Origin of the sequence: Pseudomonas sp. T8 (genome assembly GCF_024610635.1) — a bacterium.
Lineage (GTDB): Bacteria > Pseudomonadota > Gammaproteobacteria > Pseudomonadales > Pseudomonadaceae > Aquipseudomonas > Aquipseudomonas chlororaphis_I.
The window spans coordinates 6,595,119-6,611,945 of record NZ_CP102374.1 but is presented as its reverse complement, the minus strand read 5'-3'; the positions used below and the strand labels follow the sequence as shown (position 1 = coordinate 6,611,945).

The window sequence follows — 16,827 nt, the reverse complement described above, 5'->3', positions numbered from 1 at the left end:
GTCAATTACGCGCCTGGACCGGTGCCTCCCCCGCCGCAGGTAAGGCTTGCGGGCGACGCAGGGTCAGCACGCCATGGGCCACCAGGCCAAACAGCAGCCCCCAGAAAGCCGCCGACAAACCGAACAGCGACATGCCCGACGCCGTCACCAGGAAAGTGATCAGCGCCGCTTCGCGATCCCGCGGTACGGCCATGGCGCTGCTCAGGGCGCCGCCGATGGCGGCGAACAGCGCGAGCCCGGCCAGGGCCGCGATCAAGGCCCGGGGGAAGGCGCTGAACAGCGAAACCAGGGTCGCGCCGAAGATCCCCAGCAGCAGGTAGAACAGCCCGCCCATGACCCCGGCCACATAGCGTTTGCCCGGGTCTTCGTGGGCTTCGCGGCCGGTGCAAATGGCCGCGGTGATCGCCGCCAGGTTCAGCCCGTGACAACCGAACGGCGCCAGCAACAGGCTGGCGAAGGCACTGCTGGCGAGGATCGGGCTGGCCGGCGTGCGGTAGCCGTCGTTGCGCAGAACGGCGATGCCCGGCACGAATTGCCCGGTCAGGGCCACCACCACCAGCGGCAGCGCGACGTTGAGCACAGCGTTCCAGCTGAACGCGGGGCTGATCCAGTGCGGCGTGGCCAGGCCGATCACCAGCGCCGAGCGGTCGATATCGCCCATCGTCAAAGAGATGGCGCAGCCCACCAGCAGCACGGCCAATACCGCATAACGCGGCCACAGGCGCTTGCACAGCAGGTAGGTGAGGAACATCGCCCCGACCAGCAGCGGTTTATCCTGGATCGAGCGAAACAGCCCGGTACCGAAACTGAACAGGATGCCCGCCAGCATCGCCGCGGAAATCGCCGCCGGCAGCCGGCCGACAATCTTGTCGAAAATGCCGCACAGGCCGATCAGCAGGATCAGCGCGCTAGCCACCAGATAGGCACCCACCGCCTCATTGAGGCCAATGCCCGGCAGCAACGCCACCAGCAGCGCCGAGCCCGGCGCCGACCAGGCGATGACCACCGGCACCTTGAAGCGCAGGCTGAGGACGATGCCCAGCACCCCGCTGCCGATGGAAATCGCCCAGACCCAGGACGACAACACTTCCTGGGGCAGGCCCGCGGCCTTGGCCGCCTGGAAGATGATCACCAGCGGCCCCGCATAGGAAATCAGCGTGGCGATAAACCCGGCCACCAGCGCCGACAACGAAAAGTCCTCGATCAACTGCCGCATGCAAGCTCCGAAGCCCTGAGGCATGGCATGGCTGAACCGCCGGCGCAGGCACCTGGGCGCCCGCGCCGGTCATGGCATCACTACAGCGATGGCGCGCTGGCCTGGCTGACCGGCAGCGCCTTGGCGGGTCGCTGGTAGACGAAACACATCGCCAGCGCCGCCACCGCCCCCGGAATGGCGAAGGCCATGAAGTTATAGTGCAGCGGCAGCTCGATGCTCACCAAGGCACCGCCCAGCAGCGGCCCGACGATGGCCCCGCTGCGGCCGATACCCGAGGCCCAGCCAATGCCGGTGGAGCGGATCGTCACCGGATAGAACTGGGCGACGCAGGCGAAGGCCAGGATCTGCGTGCCGATGGTGGTCGCCCCGGCAATCGCGATCAGGGCGTACAGCAGCCCGTGCGGGCTCTTGAAGCCGAGCAGGCTGATGGACACCGCGGCCACGACAAAAAACGCCACCAGAACCTTTTGCAACTGCAGGCGATCGCCGATCCAGCCGCCGCCCACGGCGCCGAAGATCGCGCCGAGGTTCAGCACCAGCAGGAACATCAGGCTCGAGCCCAGGCTGTATCCGGCGCTGGCCATCAGCTTGGGCAGCCAGGAGTTGAGCGCGTAGACCATCAGCAGGCAGCAGAAGAACACGACCCAGAGCATCAAGGTGCTCAGCGCCCGGCCTTCGCGGAACAGCTGCACCACCGGCGCGCCGGCGCTCTTGAGGTTGGCCTTGACGAACGAGTCGCCGGGTTGCGCGACGAAGCCCGGCTCGACTAATTGCAGCACCTGGCGCGCCTCGTCTTCCCGGCCCTGGCGCAGCAGAAAGCCCAGGGATTCGGGCAGGAACCTGAGAATCAGCGGCAGCAGCAACAACGGGATCGCCGCCACATAGAACACCGCCTGCCAGCCGAAACTCGGCAGCAGCACTATGCCCAGGCCGGCGGACAGGGTGCCGCCCACCGAGTAGCCGCTGAGCATGATCGCCACCAGGGTGCTGCGGATTTTCTTCGGCGCGTATTCGTTCATCAGCGCCACCACGTTGGGCATCACCCCGCCGATGCCGAGGCCGGCGATAAAGCGGCAGATGCCGAACTGGGTGGGCGTGGTGGTGAAGCCGTTGAGCAGGGTGAAACCGCTGAACAGCACCACGCAGATGGCGATGACTTTCTTGCAGCCGATACGCTCCGACAGTGAACCGAAAAACAGCGCACCGAACATCATGCCGAACAGCGCATAGCTGCCCAGCGCCCCGGCCAGCAGCGGGCTCAGGCCCCACTCCTGCATCAGCACCGGCAGCACCACACCGTAAATCACCAGGTCGTAGCCGTCGAAGATGATGATCAGCGCGCACCAGAACAGCACACGCCAGTGAAAGGCATTGAAGCGTGCCCCGTCGATCAATTGATTGCTGTCTATGTTTCGCATGGCATCTGACTCTTGTTGTTGTTTTATGAGAAACCGGATGTGCGTTTACGCAGTCTTGTAGGAGCGAGGCTTGCCCGCGATCGGGACGCCGCGGTGTGTCAGGCCGGACGCCATCGCGGGCAAGCCTCGCTCCTACGGTCAGGGTGCGGTTTTCGATGACGCCTGATACTTCAGCCCTGGTCGCCACCGCCTACCGGCATGACCATGCCGGTGATGTAGGACGCCTCGTCGGAGGCCAGGAACAGGATCGCCGCGGCCTGCTCGTCGATGGTGCCGTAGCGTTTCATCAGGGTGCTGTCGAGGGTCTGGTCGACGATCTGCTGGTACCAGACCTTTTCCTCGGCGCTCTGCTCGGCGCTGTTGCGCGGAATGCGCCGTGGCGGCGCTTCGGTGCCGCCGGGGGCGGTCGCGTTGACCCGCACCCCGCGCCCGGCGGTCTCGAACGCCAGGCAGGCGGTCAGGGCATTCACCCCGCCCTTGGCCGCGCCATAGGGCACGCGGTTGATGCTGCGGGTGGCGATGGACGACACGTTGACGATGGCGCCGCTGCCCTGCTCCAGCATGTAGGGCAGCGCGGCGTGGCAGCACCACAGGGTGGGGAACAGCGAACGGCGCACTTCGGCTTCGATCTGCTGCTCTTCATAGTGCTCGAACGGCTTGGCCCAGATGGTGCCGCCGACGTTGTTGACCAGCACGTCGAGGCGCCCGAAACGCTCGACGGCGGCGGCCATCACCCGGCTGCATTCGGCGTACTGTTCGAGGTCGGCGGTCAGCGCCAGCACCTCGAACCTGGGGGCCAACTCGGCCTGCAACTCGAACACCAGCTCGGAGCGATCCACCAGCACCAGCCGCGCGCCCTCCTCGGCCAGGCGCTCGGCGACCCGCCGGCCGATACCCTGCGCCGCCCCGGTGACCAGGGCGACTTTCTTCTCGAATCTGCTCATCTCAAAACCTCATGCCAATATACCGACGCACCACCGTCCCTTCTTCTGTAGGAGCGAGGCTTGCCCGCGATAGCGATAGTGCGTGCAGCGTTGACCTTTCAGCCTGTCGGCTGATCGCGGGCAAGCCTCGCTCCTACAGAGGCCGCAGAAACCGCGACCGGGTCAGGCCGCGCTGGCGGCGAATTTTTCGTAATAGAAATTGGCCGGGGCAATGCCCTGGTCGCGGATGAACTGGCTGACCGCCTCGACCATCGGTGGCGGGCCGCACAGGTACACGTCCACATCGCCGTCGTTCAGGTGCTGGGGCTCGATATGCTGGGTCACGTAGCCCTTGAGCGGGTGGCGGCTCTCGGGATTGGCCACGCAGGCGCTAAAGCTGAAGTTGGGGATGCGTGCGGCGAAGGCTTCCAGGCGATCCATTTCCACCAGGTCGAAGTCGTTGGTCACCCCGTAGATCAGGTGCAGCGGATGCTCGCTGCCCTGCTCGGCGATTTTCTCCAGCATCGCGGTGAACGGCGCCAGCCCGGTGCCCCCGGCCAGCAGCAACAGCGGCCGGCGGATGTCCCGCAGGTAGAAGCTGCCCAAGGGTCCGGCCAGGCTCATGCGGTCGCCGGCTTTCGCCAGGCCGGTGAGGAAGCTGCTCATCAGGCCGCCCGGCACGTTGCGGATCAGGAAGCTGACCTCGCCGTCGCGCTGCAGCGAGCTGAAGGAATAGGCGCGGGTCTGCTCGCTGCCGGGCACGCCGAGGTTGACGTACTGCCCCGGCAGAAACGCCAGCTTGCTCAGGGCCTCGCCCTTGATCGACAGGGCGATGGTGCTGTCGGACAGCTGGCGCACCGCGCTGATGGTGGCGTCGAAGGTGGCCTGGGCGGCTCGGCAGACTTGCGACGAAGCCGGCACCCGCACCACGCAGTCGCTCAAGGCGCGCATCTGGCAGGTCAGCACGAAGCCCTGCTCGGCTTCATCCGCGGTCAGCGCATCGTCGATGTATTCCTCGCCGAGGTCGTAACGCCCGGCTTCGGCAAAACACTTGCAGGTGCCACAGGCGCCGTCGCGGCAGTCCAGGGGGATGTTGATGCCCTGGCGGTAGGCGGCATCGGCCAGGGTTTCGCCGGCGTTGGCGGCGACGAAACGGGTCACCCCGTCTTCGAAATTGAGTGCGATTTGATGAGTCATGGCAGTCGCCTCAGAGGTGGTAGACATCGACGACCTGACGAACGTAATCGTTCTTCAGGATGACTTTCTTGGCCCTGATCAGCGGGTTCTCGCCCCGCACATCGAGGGTGTAGAAGCTGGTGCCGAAGTAGCTGTCGACGGTCTTGTAGCGAAAGCTCAGGGTGTGCCAGTTGAAGCGCACCTTGCACAAGCCGTCGGCCTGCTCCAGCACCTCGATGTTGCTCAGGTTGTGCGAGGTGCGGGTGTCGGGAATGCTCGCGCTGGAGCGCTCGGTCTTGATCCGGAACACCCGGTCCTCCAGGCCGCAGCGGCTGCCGTACCAGATCAGCGAGATCTCCCGCTGCGGGTCTTCGGTGAGCTCGTCGTTGTCGTCCCAGGACGGCATCCAGAAGGTCGCGTCGGGGGCGTAGAGCTCCAGCCAGCTGTCCCAGTCCTTGTCGTCCAGGTAGCGCGCTTCGCGGTAGAGAAAGTCGCGCACGGTGTCATGGGAAATGCTCATCACACAGCCTCCACGGCAATGGTTCGCGCGGCTTGGGCGGCAAGCGCCTCGAGCATGGTTTGCTGCCAGTACTTGTGCTGCATCACGAACAGGCCTTCGTCTTCGGTGCGCACGCCGCTGAGGATCGGTTGCAGGTCGATTTCCCGGGCCGCGTCGTCCGCGCCCTCGACCCAGTGTTCGGCGCCGCGGGACATGTCGTTCCAGGCACTGTTGCTGCCCTGGTAGCCCATCTGGCAGGAACGGAATTCCTCCAGGTCGTCCGGGGTGGCCATGCCGCTGACGTTGAAGAAGTCCTCGTACTGGCGGATGCGCATGGCCCGGGCTTCGTCGCTTTCGCCCTTGGGCGCGATGCAGTAGATGGTGATCTCGGTGCGGTCCACCGAGATCGGCCGGGCGATGCGGATCTGCGAACTGAACTGGTCCATCAGGTAGACGTTGGGGTACAGGCACAGGTTGCGCGAGTTCTCGATCATCCAGTCGGCGCGGGCCTGGCCGAAATCCCGGGCCAGCTCGTCGCGGCGCTCGTAGAGCGGACGGTCCTCGGGGTTGGACCAGCGGGTCCAGAGCAGCATGTGGCCCTTGTCGAAGGAGTAGAAACCACCGCCCTGCTTGGCCCAGCTGCCGGCGCTCATGGTCTTGATCTCTTCGCCGGCTTCGCGCTGCTTGCGCTGGCTCTGGGTGGCCGCGTAGTTCCAGTGCACTGAGCTGACGTGGTAGCCGTCGGCGCCGTTTTCCGCGGTGAGTTTCCAGTTGCCTTCGTAGATGTAGCTCGAGGAACCGCGCAGCACTTCCAGGCCATCGGCGGACTGGTCGACGATCATGTCGATGATCTTCGCCGACTCGCCCAGGTGCTCCACCAGGGGCAGCACGTCAGGGTTGAGGCTGCCGAACAGGAAGCCGCGATAAGACTCGAAGCGCGCGACCCTGGTCAGGTCGTGGGAGCCTTCGCAGTTGAAGCTCGACGGGTAACCCGCGGCGGCCGGGTCCTTGACCTTGAGCAGCTTGCCGGAGTTGTTGAAGGTCCAGCCGTGGAACGGACAGGTGTAGGACGACTTGTTGCCGGTCTTGTGCCGGCAGAGCATGGCGCCACGATGGCTGCAGGCATTGAGGAAGGCATTGAGTTCGCCGTCCTTGTTGCGCGCGATGAAGACCGACTGCCGGCCCATGGTGGTGGTGTAGTAGTCGTTGTTGTTGGGGATCTGGCTCTCGTGGGCGAGGTACAGCCAGTTGCCCTCGAAGATGTGCTGCATTTCCAGGTCGAACAGCCGGGGGTCGGTGAACATCTCCCGCTTGCAGCGGTAGACGCCCCGGTCACGGTCTTCTTCAAGCAGGGAGTGAAGGTATTCGGGTCGCAGGGTCATGGCCGCCGCCTCCGTTGTTTTTATTCAGGCAAGGCTCATGCTAGGGCGGGGTGTGCGGGGGCAATATCCGTTGCGTGCAGACCACTATCCGTTTTCTGCAGAGTTTTGTAGGGCAAGTCCTACAGGGGTAGCCGCTGCTGTAGCCTGCGAGGCTGCGATCGGGTTGGGCGGCATTCCGACGTAGCGGCCGCCACCCGGGCCGCGCATTTATCCAGAACGAACACGGTTTCAGGTTTTGCGACTGCTGCGCAGCCGATCGCAGCCTCGCAGGCTCGGCAGCGGCTACACGAGGAATCACGAATGATGCGGTGGGCACAGCTTCTGTAGGAGCGAAGCTTGCTCGCGATGGCGTCGGATCAAACACCTACGTGTCGTTCGCCATCGCCGGCGATCGAGCGTCGACCGGCCGCTCCTACAGAAGCAGAAGCAAAAGCCGGATCAAGCCCGGCGTCTGAGGGTGTCGGACGGCAGTTCGCCGAATTGCTTGCGGTAGCTTTCCGAGAAGCGTCCCAGGTGCAGGAAGCCGAAGTCCATGGCCAGTTCGGTGATGTTGCGCACGTTGCAGCTGGGGTCACGCAGGCAGGCGTGGATCCGCTCGAGTTTCTTCTGGCGAATGTAGCGCATGGGCGTGCTGCGGGCGTTGCGCTCGAACAGCGCATAGAGCGAGCGCAGGCTCATCTGCGCCTGCTGCGCCAGTTCCTCGCAGCCGATGTCCTGCTTGAGGTTGCGCTCGATGTAATCGGCAATCGTCTCGAAGGTCGCCGATGACGAACCCAGGCCCGCGCGCCGGATGTTGGTCTTCATCAGGCTGAGCATCTTGCTCGCCACGATCTGCGCGTAATGCTCCTGCACCCGCGGGATGCACTCGACGGCTTCGGCTTCGCGGCAGACCACGCTCAACAGGTTGATGAAACCTTCCAGCTCATCCAGCTGGTAGCGGTTGCCCACGAAGCGCACCCCCTGCCCCGGATACAGCCAGCGCTGCTCCTGGCACACCGACTCCAGCAGGCGGGTGGGCACCTTGATGATGAATTTCTCGCAATCGTCGGAATAGGTCAGGTCCACCGGATCGTCGGGGTTGATCAGCAGCAGCTCGCCCGGGGCGAAGTAATGTTCCTGGCGATGGCCGCGCCACAGGCAGTGACCGCGCAGCAGCACTTGCAGGTGGTAGATGGTTTCCAGCGCCGGCGAGGTGACGCGCACGCTGCCGCCGTAGCTGAGCGAGCACAGGTCGAGGCTGGCGAACTGCCGATGATTGAGGCTGGCCTGGGGACTGCCGGCCTTGGGCAAACGGATGCAGTGGCTGCCCACATGCTGGTTGACATAGCCGGACACGGCATAGGGATCGGCCTGGGCGAATACCCTGCTGCGCTCACTCAACAGATGCGTTTCCATAAGCGGGTCACTCCCAGTTCTAATTATTGGGATTGTTATTATCGGGCGGTGATCGTTCGCCACCGCTGGCACATCACGCAAAACATCGACCACGGTTCACAATGGCAAAAACCACGGGACAACCGTCAAGTCATCCCGTGGCCCCGATTCGGGATCTGCCGCGATGTCAGTCCTCCAGCGCTCGTACCCGCTCCAGGCGCTGCTGCTCCTCGGGCTGGGCCGACGGCTGCAGGGTGAAGTCGAAGTCGATCTCGGCAAAACGCCCGCTGACCCCATGCTGCGCCGCACGCTGCTGATCGTCGCTGAAGGTGATCTTGGCGATCAGCTCGTCGCGGGTGGCGTAGGCGAAATCGTCGTGCAGGTATTCATCGCCATCGAGGTTGATCTGGGTGGTCAGGTGACGGTGGTCGTCGGCCGAGATGAAGAAGTGGATATGCGCCGGACGCTGGCCGTGGCGGCCCAGTTGGTCGAGCAGTTGCTGGGTCGGACCGTCCGGCGGGCAGCCGTAGCCCGACGGCACGATGCTGCGGAAACGGTAGCGGCCTTCGGCATCGGTGACGATGCGCCGACGCAGGTTGAACTCCGACTGGGTGGTGTCGAAGTAGGAGTAAGTACCGCCAGTATTGGCGTGCCAGACATCGACAATGGCCCCGGCCAGCGGCTGGCCGGCGGTGTTGCGCACCTGGCCCTGCATGAACAGCACCACGCCCGGATCGACGCCATCGTCGAGGCGCGCTTCACCCTGGCTCAGCGGCGCACCGGCCACGTACAGCGGGCCTTCGATGGTGCGCGGGGTGCCGCCGGTCTTGCCGGCCTGCTCGTCGGCGGCGTCCATCAGCAGGTCCAGGTAGTGTTCCAGGCCCAGGCCGGCCACCAGCAGCCCGGCTTCCTGGCGCGCGCCGAGCACGTTGAGGTAGTTGACCGCCTTCCAGAATTCTTCCGGGGTCACATCGAGGTCTTCGATGATGTTCACCGTGTCACGCAGGATGCGGTACACCAGGGCCTTGGTGCGCGGGTTGCCCTGGTCGTTGAACTGGCCACTGACTTCTTCGAGAAACTTCTGGGCGCTGGCAGTGTGGGAAATTCGGACGTTCATGGTTATTCCTCATCTTGTATTTATTAGAGTGTGCAGCGGGCTGGCGAGGGCTCAGCGGTCATCCGCATGAATGGACGAAGGATGCCTGCACAGCGCGTTCACTTCGATAGCCATGTACGGGTACAGCGGCAGTTGCATCAGCAGGTCGTGCAGTTCCTGCACGCTGTCGACGTCGAACACGCTGTAGTTGGCATACAGGCCGGCGATGCGCCACAGGTGCCGCCACTTGCCCTGCTCCTGCAGGCGCTGGGCCAGGGCCTTTTCGTCGGCCTTGAGCTGGGCGGCGCGCTCGGGGTTCATGTCGACCGGCAGGTTCACGGTCATTTTGACGTGGAACAGCATGGTGCTCTCCTTAAGACGTGATGAATGGCAGTTCAGGCTTTGTCGCGGCGCAAGAACGCCAGGCGCTCCTCGTCCAGGCTCAGGCCGAGGCCCGGCGCCCGGGATACGTGCAATTGGAAATCGCGGTACAGCGGCGGCTCGGCGAGGATGTCCTCGGTCAGCAGCAGCGGGCCGAACAGTTCGGTGTCCCAGCTCAAGGTATTGAGGGTGAGGAAGGCATGGGCCGACGCCAGGGTGCCGATGCCGCCTTCGAGCATGGTGCCGCCGTACAGGCCGATGCCCGCCGCCTCGGCGATCGCCGCGGTGCGCAACACCGCGCGCGGGCCGCCGTTCTTGGCGATCTTCAGGGCGAACACCGAGGCCGCGCCTTCGCGGGCCAGGTTGAAGGCGTCTTCCACGCACTCGATGGATTCGTCGGCCATGATCGGCGCCGGGCTGATGGCATTGAGGCGCACCATGCCGGCGCGGTTGTTGCGCGAGATCGGCTGTTCGATCAGGTCGATGCCGTTGCCGCCCAGGACCCGGCAGGCGCGCACCGCCACCGCTTCGTCCCAGGCCTGGTTGACGTCGACCCGCACGCTGGCGCGGTCGCCCAGGGCCTTCTTGATCGCGATCACATGGGCCAGGTCGCGGTCCACCTCGCCGGCGCCGATCTTCAGCTTGAAGATGCGGTGGCGACGCAGGTCGAGCATCTTTTGCGCTTCGGCGATGTCCTTGGCGGTGTCGCCGCTGGCCAGGGTCCAGGCCACTGGCAAGGCGTCGCGCACCCGGCCGCCGAGCAGCTCGCTGACCGGCAGCCCCAGGCGCTTGCCCTGGGCGTCGAGCAAGGCGCTTTCGATACCGGACTTGGCGAAGGTGTTGCCGCGGATGCTGCGCTCCAGGCGCTGCATGGCGGCATTGATATTGGCGCCGTCCTGGCCGAGCAGCAGCGGCGTGAAGAAGCGGTCGATGTTGGTCTTGATGCTGTCCGGGCTTTCATTGCCATAGGCCAGGCCGCCGATCGTGGTGGCTTCGCCCAGGCCTTCGATGCCGTCGGCGCAGCGCAGGCGGATCAGCACCAGGGTCTGGTTCTGCATGGTGTGCATCGCCAGCTTGTGCGGGCGGATGGTTGGCAGATCGACGATGATCGTTTCGATCGATTCAATGGCACTCGAAAGCATTTCCATACCCATCAGGTTCTTGAAGTTATGGACCCGATTCTCGTACGGCTTTTTCCGGGGTTCCAATATAGAATTGGTCTGGCTCGATACCTTGAAGGTATCCAACCGTTGCCTGCGGAGGCCTTATGGAACTGCGTCATCTGCGTTACTTCCAGGTGCTGGGCCAGACCCTCAACTTCACCAAGGCCGCCGAGCGCCTGCACATCGCCCAGCCGCCCCTGAGCCGGCAGATCCAGCAACTGGAAGAGGAACTCGGGGTATTGCTGCTGGAGCGCGGCCGGCCGTTGCGCCTGACCGAAGCCGGGCGCTTCTTCTATGAGCATTCCAGCGCGCTGCTGGAGCAACTGGCCAAGGTCTGCGACAACACCCGGCGCATCGGCCACGGCGAAAAGACCTGGCTCGGCATCGGCTTCGCTCCCTCGACCCTGTATGGCCTGCTGCCGGAACTGATCCGCCGCCTGCGCAGCCACGAGACCCTGGCCCTGGAGCTGGGGCTGTCGGAAATGACCACCCTGCAACAGGTGGAAGCGCTCAAGGCCGGACGCATCGACATCGGCTTCGGGCGGATCCGCATCGACGATCCGGCCATCGTGCAGAAGGTGCAGACCGAGGATCGCCTGGTGGCCGCCCTGCCCGCCGGGCATCCGCTGATCGGCCAGCCGGTGAGCCTGGCGCAACTGGCCGACGAGCCTTTTGTGCTCTACCCCGGTAACCCGCGTCCGAGCTACGCCGACCATGTGATCGCGCTGTTCAACACCCACGGCCTGAATATCCGCATCGTGCAGTGGACCAATGAACTGCAGACCGCCATCGGCCTGGTGGGTGCCGGCATCGGCATCACCCTGGTGCCGGCTTCGGTGCAATTGCTGCACCGCGATGACATCGGCTTCAGCCCGCTACTGGAAGCCAACGCCACCTCGCCGATCATCATCAGTCGGCGGGTCGGCGACGTCTCCGCGGGGCTCAGCCACTGTTTGCGGATGATCGACGAACTGCGCGCCGAACACCCCGACGCCTGACGCCTCGCGCGCAACCGACTCGCGGTTGCGCCCACCTCCCCTTGCCGCCAAAAAGCATGCCTGCAGAAAAGGGATACAGGTCTGCACGCAACGGATAGTGCCAGCGCCATACCCGCCCCTAGCCTGCGGGCAGTGAACTGCTTTCCATAACAATAAGAGTAAAAGCAATGAAACCTGCAAAGACCCTCGCCGTGCTGGGCGCCAGCGCGGTGTGCCTGAGCGCGCCCCAGCACCTGCTGGCCGAAGAAGGCGGTTTTATCAAGGACGCCACCGCCACCCTCCAGGCCCGCAACTACTTCTTCAGCCGCGACTATTCGGATATCCGCGGCCCCGAGCAGTCCATGGCCCAGGAATGGGCCCAGGGTTTTATCCTCAACTTCAAGTCCGGCTACACCCCCGGCCCCCTCGGCGTGGGCCTGGATGCCATCGGCACCCTGGGGCTCAAGCTCGACAGCGGCAAGGGCCGGGTCAACAGCGGCCTGCTGCCGGTGCAGGAGGACGGCGAAGCCGCCGACAACTACAGCCGCCTCGGCCAGGCGCTGAAACTGCGCCTGGCGAAAAGCGAACTGCGCATCGGCGAACTGCAACCCAACCTGCCAGTGCTGAGCTTCAGCGATATCCGCCTGCTGCCGCCGTCCTACCAGGGCGCGAGCATCGTCTCCAACGACATCAACGGCCTGACCCTGCAAGGCGGCCGCCTGCGCTCCACCAGCCTGCGCAACGAGTCCGGCGACGGCAAACTGCAAGCCATGCTCGGCCACGTGCCGAAACGCGCGGTCAGCAGCGACGCCTTCAACTACTTTGGTGCCGACTACGCCTTCAACGACAAACGCACCAGCCTCAGCGCCTGGTACGGCCAGCTGGAGGACATCTACCACCAGCGCTTCCTCGGCCTGAAACACAGCCAGCCGCTGAGCAACTGGATACTCGGCGCCAACCTCGGCTACTACAACAGCGAAGAGGACGGCAAACAGCTGCTCGGCGCCATCGACAACCAGGCCTTCTTCTCCCTGCTGTCGGCCAAACGTGGCGGCCATACTTTTTATGTCGGCTACCAGGGCATGTTCGGCGACAGCGCCTTCCCCCGGGTCTTCGCCAACATCACCCCACTGGGCAACGAAGTGCCAACTTACGAGTTCGCCTACATCGACGAACGCTCCTGGCAACTGCGCTACGACTACGACTTCGCCGCCAGCGGCCTGCCCGGCCTGACCAGCACCGTGCGTTATATCCGCGGCGACAACGTCGACACCGGCAAGGGCTTTGAGGGCAAGGACTGGGAGCGCGACCTGGATATCGGCTACGTGATCCAGTCCGGGCCGTTGGGCGGGCTGGGGATCAAGGTGCGCAATGTGGTGGCGAGGTCGAACTATCGGACCGATATCAATGAGAACCGGTTGTTGCTGAGTTATAGCTGGAAGTTGTTTTAACGACCGCTACCGGCAACCCTCGTGATCGGCGCCAGCGCGGGAGGATTCCACGCCGGCGCCAAGTCTGGAATCATGGCCGTCGATTTCGCCAAGGACCGCGCCCCATGAATCGCCTTTTGCCCGCCAGCGCCCTGCTCGGGTTGCTGCTCACCAGCCTCGGCAGCCTCGCCGCCACCAAGAACGAGCCGGAGCCCCACCTCTACTACAGCATGACCCCAGGCCGCTACGCCCTGATCGGCCAGGAGCCGGACGGCGGCGCGACCTACTCGGGCAACGCCGAAATCCGCTATCAGGACGGCACCCTGACCCTGGTGAAAACCATCAACGGCACGACCACCACCGCCACCGGCAAAGTCGAACGGGCAAGCATCGCCGAAGCCGATGTCCTGCGCTTCTACTGGCCCAGCCACAGCAGCACCTGCCTGCTGCGCGGCGACCTGGACAACTACAGCCGCCTGAGCTGCTACTGGATCGACAACGGCGTGGAGCACAAACGGCCGGGGCTGGAGGCGTATTTTCCGACTGAGACGTGGCCGGAGAATCGGCAGCGGTAGGTGGTGAGTCGGGAAAGGTCAGTCCAAGCTAGCGCTCCCTACCCCTCCGACCGCCATGTCAAAGGCCAGGCCCGACAATGCAATCGGCAAAAATCCTAGAAGCTCACTTCAAGAACAAGGACTCCCCCATGATCGACTTCAACAACAAAGGCTTCTTCAAACTCAAGCAAAACGACGAATACGCCGAGCGGGTCAGCGACCTGTTGCTGGAAGGCGAGCAGGTGATCGATGCCTATAAGGCCATGCGCGACGGTGTGGTGTTTACCAACAAGCGCATCATCGCGGTCAACGTGCAGGGCATCACTGGCAGTAAAAAGGACTTCACCTCCCTGCCCTACAAAAACATCGTCGCTTACTCGGTGGAAACCTCCGGCACTTTCGACCTGGACTCCGAGCTGGAGATCTACTTTTCATCGCTGGGCCAGGTGAAGTTCGAATTCACCGGCAAGACTTCGATTGTGGAAATCTCCAAGTACATCTCCAAGCATCTGCTGGGCTAGGACGACCCGTCGTCAATCGGCGCTCAGCCCCCACAACACCTCCAGCACATGCTGGGTCGAGCGCTCCACCTCGCCGTCCCGATGGGCAATGCCCAACTGGCGCCACAACGGCGGCTGCAACGGGCGCATGGCGATCCGCGTGTCGGGCAGCGGCGTGGCGGCTTCGTGGGGCAACAAGGTGGCGCCATAACCGGCGGCCACCAGGCTCTTGATCGCGTCGTTGTAGTTGAGCTGAATGCGCGCCGTGGGCTGCTGCCCGCCCAGGGCGAACCACTCCGAGGTCAGGCGCGACAGCCGGGTGCTGTGGTCGTTGAGGATCAGCGGTTGGGCCGCCAGCCACTGCGGGGTTACCGGGTCGGGGCACTGCCAGCGGGCCGGCAGGAAGGCCATGACCGGGTCCTTGCGCCAGGGCTCGATGCGCAAACCTTTGACCGGGGTTTGCGGCAAGGCCACCAGGCCGATGTCCAGTGAACCTTCGGCGAGCTTCTTCAAGCTCTCCTGGGAAGTCAGCACCGCCACCTGCAGGTCGATACCCGGGTGCCGCTGGCCGAGGGTTTCCAGGGCCTGGGGCAGCAACTGGGCAATGGCGCCGGTGGACGCCCCCAGGCGCACCCGCCCGGCCAGACCCAACACTTGGCGCTGCACATCCTCCAGCGCTTGTTCGGCATCAGCCAACAAGCGCCGCGCGCGCTCCACCAGGGTTTCGCCAATAGCCGTGGGCTGCACCTGGCCGCGGGTGCGCGACAACAGCGAACCGCCCACCCGCGCCTCCAGGTCGGCGATATGCAGGCTGACCGTGGGCGGCGCCAGGTTCAGCGCGCGGGCCGCTTCGGCAAAGGAGCCAAGGTCGACAATCGCCACCAGGGTGCGCAACCGGTCGAGGCTGATTTCGCGCATGGCTCGCTCCAGATTCAGAAAAACTGAAGCTTAGCGTTATTAAATTCAACTTTCTCTATTTCAGCTGCAGCCGGAAGATTTGCCCAACTTTTCCCGCTTGCGAGCACACAGCATGAGCACACCCCTCGTATTTATCGACGGCGACCAGGGCACCACCGGGTTGCAGATCCACCAGCGCCTGCGCGGCCGCAACGACCTGCACCTGCTGACCCTCGCCGCCAACCAGCGCAAAGACCCGCAACGCCGCGCCGAAGCCATCAACGCCTGCGACATCGCCCTGCTCTGCCTGCCTGACGATGCCGCCCGCGACGCCGTCGCCAGCATCCGCAACCCGGCCGTGCGGGTGATCGACGCCAGCTCGGCGCACCGCACCCACCCCCACTGGACCTACGGCTTCGCGCAAATGCACCCGCAACAGGCGCAACGTATCGCTACTTCAAAACGCGTGAGCAACCCCGGCTGCTACCCCACCGGCGCCATCGGCCTGCTGCGCCCCTTGCTGCAAGCCGGGCTGCTGCCGCAGGACTACCCGATCAGCATCAACGCCATCTCCGGCTACTCCGGCGGCGGCCGCGCCGCGGTCGAAGCCCACGAAGGGCCAAATGCGTCCAAAGCCGCCCCTTTTCAGATCTACGGCCTGGGCCTGGCTCACAAACATGTGCCGGAGATCCAGCAACACAGCGGCCTGAGCGAACGGCCGCTGTTCGTCCCCGCCTACGGTGCGTTTCGCCAGGGCATCGTGCTGACCATTCCCCTGCAATTGCGCCTGCTTGCCCCGGGTGTCGATGCCGCCCGTATCCATGCCTGTCTGGAGCAGCATTACGCCGGGAGCGGTTGTGTGCAGGTGATGTCGCTTCGGCACGCACAAGAACTCACGGGCCTTGATCCGCAGGCGCTGAACGACACAGATGGTATGCGCTTGATGGTGTTCGAGGGTGAGGGTCAGGTGCTGCTGGCAGCTGTGTTCGACAACCTGGGCAAAGGCGCCGCCGGGGCGGCGGTGGAGAATCTGGATTTGATGCTGGCCGCGCTGGGCTGAAAGGCTTCGTCGGGATTGCCTGGGTGTTGCAACGGGCCGGATACAACCCGACTTCGCGCATGAGAAAAAGCCCCACCGGCTGAGGTGGGGCTTTCAACATGCTGATGATCCTCCTGAGGCTCTGTCGAAAGGGCTCTCGAACCCAGTGCCGCCCTGGCTTCCCGGCGCGACGCTCAAGCGATCGCCTTGGTCATTTGTCGTCCTTCTTCGTCGACGACTGCGAAGAGTATTCGCGGCTCTCTTCAGCGTTGGGCGCTTCAGGCAGGCTTCCCGGCGTGAACATATGGGTCTGCAAGTCACTGGCCTCGATGTCGACGACGCCATGCACCGCACGGGTCAGGCTGACGGCCTGCTCACACTGCTTATGGGTGATGAGCCGGCCACTCAAGGTGACCATGCCCGCATGGGTTTTGACATTGATATGCAGGCCGCGGGTCGGTTCGGCAAAGGCCAGGGCCGACTTCACCTTGGTGGTGATCCAGGCATCGTGAACGGCCATTTCCAGGCCATGGGAGTAATGCTGGAAGGAATGAAGTTTCATGGCGGGCCCCTCTCGCGTAATCAGTTGGGCGTCCCGTCCCATTGGTTGGACTGCCCTCTGCCTGGCGGGTGGGTGTGGTGGGTAACAGATGGACGTAGCGGTACTCGCCGGGCAAATGGGGGTGCTTATTAATTATAGTTCGGGGGTTGGGGGGCTTGGGGCGCGGGGGCTCTGGTCGTTCGATGGCTCTTTTGTGAATGGTGGTTTTCGGCCAAAAGCGGATGGTCAGCTCCGACGTCT

General features: G+C 64.3%; 17 protein-coding genes. 5 read left to right on the top strand and 12 right to left on the bottom strand.

Annotation, left to right across the window (positions count from 1 at the left end; genetic code table 11):
* Position 1 precedes the first annotated feature (1 nt).
* The 10 genes from NRG23_RS30020 to NRG23_RS29975 form a co-directional block, all read right to left on the bottom strand.
* Positions 2-1,216 carry a benzoate/H(+) symporter BenE family transporter gene (locus NRG23_RS30020; protein WP_009049923.1) on the bottom strand — a complete coding sequence of 405 codons (1,215 nt, stop codon included), beginning with the start codon at positions 1,214-1,216 and terminating at the stop codon, positions 2-4.
* An 80-nt stretch (positions 1,217-1,296) separates the two neighbouring features.
* Complete coding sequence (locus NRG23_RS30015; protein ID WP_257373172.1) at positions 1,297-2,634, bottom strand: aromatic acid/H+ symport family MFS transporter; 1,338 nt, start codon at positions 2,632-2,634, stop codon at positions 1,297-1,299.
* A gap of 170 nt (positions 2,635-2,804) precedes the next feature.
* Entirely contained in the window at positions 2,805-3,578 is a 774-nt protein-coding gene (locus NRG23_RS30010; RefSeq protein WP_038633812.1) for a 1,6-dihydroxycyclohexa-2,4-diene-1-carboxylate dehydrogenase, read from the bottom strand.
* 162 nt (positions 3,579-3,740) lie between these two features.
* Positions 3,741-4,754 (bottom strand): benzoate 1,2-dioxygenase electron transfer component BenC, encoded by a 1,014-nt coding sequence (gene benC, locus NRG23_RS30005; RefSeq protein ID WP_257373171.1) that lies wholly within the window; start codon positions 4,752-4,754, stop codon positions 3,741-3,743.
* A gap of 10 nt (positions 4,755-4,764) precedes the next feature.
* The gene (benB, locus tag NRG23_RS30000) at positions 4,765-5,253 is read right to left on the bottom strand and encodes a benzoate 1,2-dioxygenase small subunit (RefSeq protein ID WP_016702337.1); all 489 of its coding nucleotides are present in this window, start codon (positions 5,251-5,253) and stop codon (positions 4,765-4,767) included.
* Positions 5,253-6,614 carry a benzoate 1,2-dioxygenase large subunit gene (benA, locus tag NRG23_RS29995; RefSeq protein ID WP_009049928.1) on the bottom strand — a complete coding sequence of 454 codons (1,362 nt, stop codon included), beginning with the start codon at positions 6,612-6,614 and terminating at the stop codon, positions 5,253-5,255. The genes benB and benA overlap by 1 nt, the downstream gene beginning before the upstream one ends.
* Positions 6,615-7,052: 438 nt before the next feature.
* Positions 7,053-8,009 carry an AraC family transcriptional regulator gene (locus NRG23_RS29990; protein WP_124314132.1) on the bottom strand — a complete coding sequence of 319 codons (957 nt, stop codon included), beginning with the start codon at positions 8,007-8,009 and terminating at the stop codon, positions 7,053-7,055.
* Positions 8,010-8,175: 166 nt separating this feature from the next.
* Positions 8,176-9,105, bottom strand: coding sequence for a catechol 1,2-dioxygenase (gene catA, locus NRG23_RS29985; RefSeq protein ID WP_257373170.1), 930 nt, complete (start codon positions 9,103-9,105; stop codon positions 8,176-8,178).
* Between the two features lie 51 nt (positions 9,106-9,156).
* The gene (gene catC / locus NRG23_RS29980; protein ID WP_009044734.1) at positions 9,157-9,447 is read right to left on the bottom strand and encodes a muconolactone Delta-isomerase; all 291 of its coding nucleotides are present in this window, start codon (positions 9,445-9,447) and stop codon (positions 9,157-9,159) included.
* 32 nt (positions 9,448-9,479) lie between these two features.
* The gene (locus NRG23_RS29975) at positions 9,480-10,607 is read right to left on the bottom strand and encodes a muconate cycloisomerase family protein (protein ID WP_162098611.1); all 1,128 of its coding nucleotides are present in this window, start codon (positions 10,605-10,607) and stop codon (positions 9,480-9,482) included.
* A gap of 125 nt (positions 10,608-10,732) precedes the next feature.
* Here NRG23_RS29975 and NRG23_RS29970 point away from each other — a divergent pair, with 125 nt between their 5' ends.
* The 4 genes from NRG23_RS29970 to NRG23_RS29955 all read left to right on the top strand — a co-directional run bounded on the left by NRG23_RS29970 (position 10,733) and on the right by NRG23_RS29955 (position 14,110).
* Positions 10,733-11,626, top strand: coding sequence for a LysR family transcriptional regulator (locus NRG23_RS29970; RefSeq protein WP_009049932.1), 894 nt, complete (start codon positions 10,733-10,735; stop codon positions 11,624-11,626).
* 167 nt (positions 11,627-11,793) lie between these two features.
* Complete coding sequence (locus NRG23_RS29965; RefSeq protein WP_257373169.1) at positions 11,794-13,056, top strand: OprD family porin; 1,263 nt, start codon at positions 11,794-11,796, stop codon at positions 13,054-13,056.
* A gap of 104 nt (positions 13,057-13,160) precedes the next feature.
* Entirely contained in the window at positions 13,161-13,610 is a 450-nt protein-coding gene (locus tag NRG23_RS29960) for a hypothetical protein (protein ID WP_257373168.1), read from the top strand.
* 128 nt (positions 13,611-13,738) lie between these two features.
* Complete coding sequence (locus tag NRG23_RS29955) at positions 13,739-14,110, top strand: PH domain-containing protein (protein ID WP_257373167.1); 372 nt, start codon at positions 13,739-13,741, stop codon at positions 14,108-14,110.
* Between the two features lie 12 nt (positions 14,111-14,122).
* Here the strand turns inward: NRG23_RS29955 and NRG23_RS29950 are convergent, their stop codons facing one another.
* Positions 14,123-15,007: a LysR family transcriptional regulator gene (locus tag NRG23_RS29950; protein ID WP_257373166.1), complete on the bottom strand. Its 885-nt coding sequence runs from the start codon at positions 15,005-15,007 to the stop codon at positions 14,123-14,125.
* A 112-nt stretch (positions 15,008-15,119) separates the two neighbouring features.
* On the opposite strand from NRG23_RS29950, the gene argC reads away from it, so the two are divergent.
* The gene (argC, locus tag NRG23_RS29945; RefSeq protein ID WP_257373165.1) at positions 15,120-16,046 is read left to right on the top strand and encodes an N-acetyl-gamma-glutamyl-phosphate reductase; all 927 of its coding nucleotides are present in this window, start codon (positions 15,120-15,122) and stop codon (positions 16,044-16,046) included.
* 190 nt (positions 16,047-16,236) lie between these two features.
* On the opposite strand, the gene NRG23_RS29940 is transcribed toward argC, so the two are convergent.
* Entirely contained in the window at positions 16,237-16,587 is a 351-nt protein-coding gene (locus tag NRG23_RS29940) for a BON domain-containing protein (RefSeq protein ID WP_016702349.1), read from the bottom strand.
* Positions 16,588-16,827: the final 240 nt, after the last annotated feature.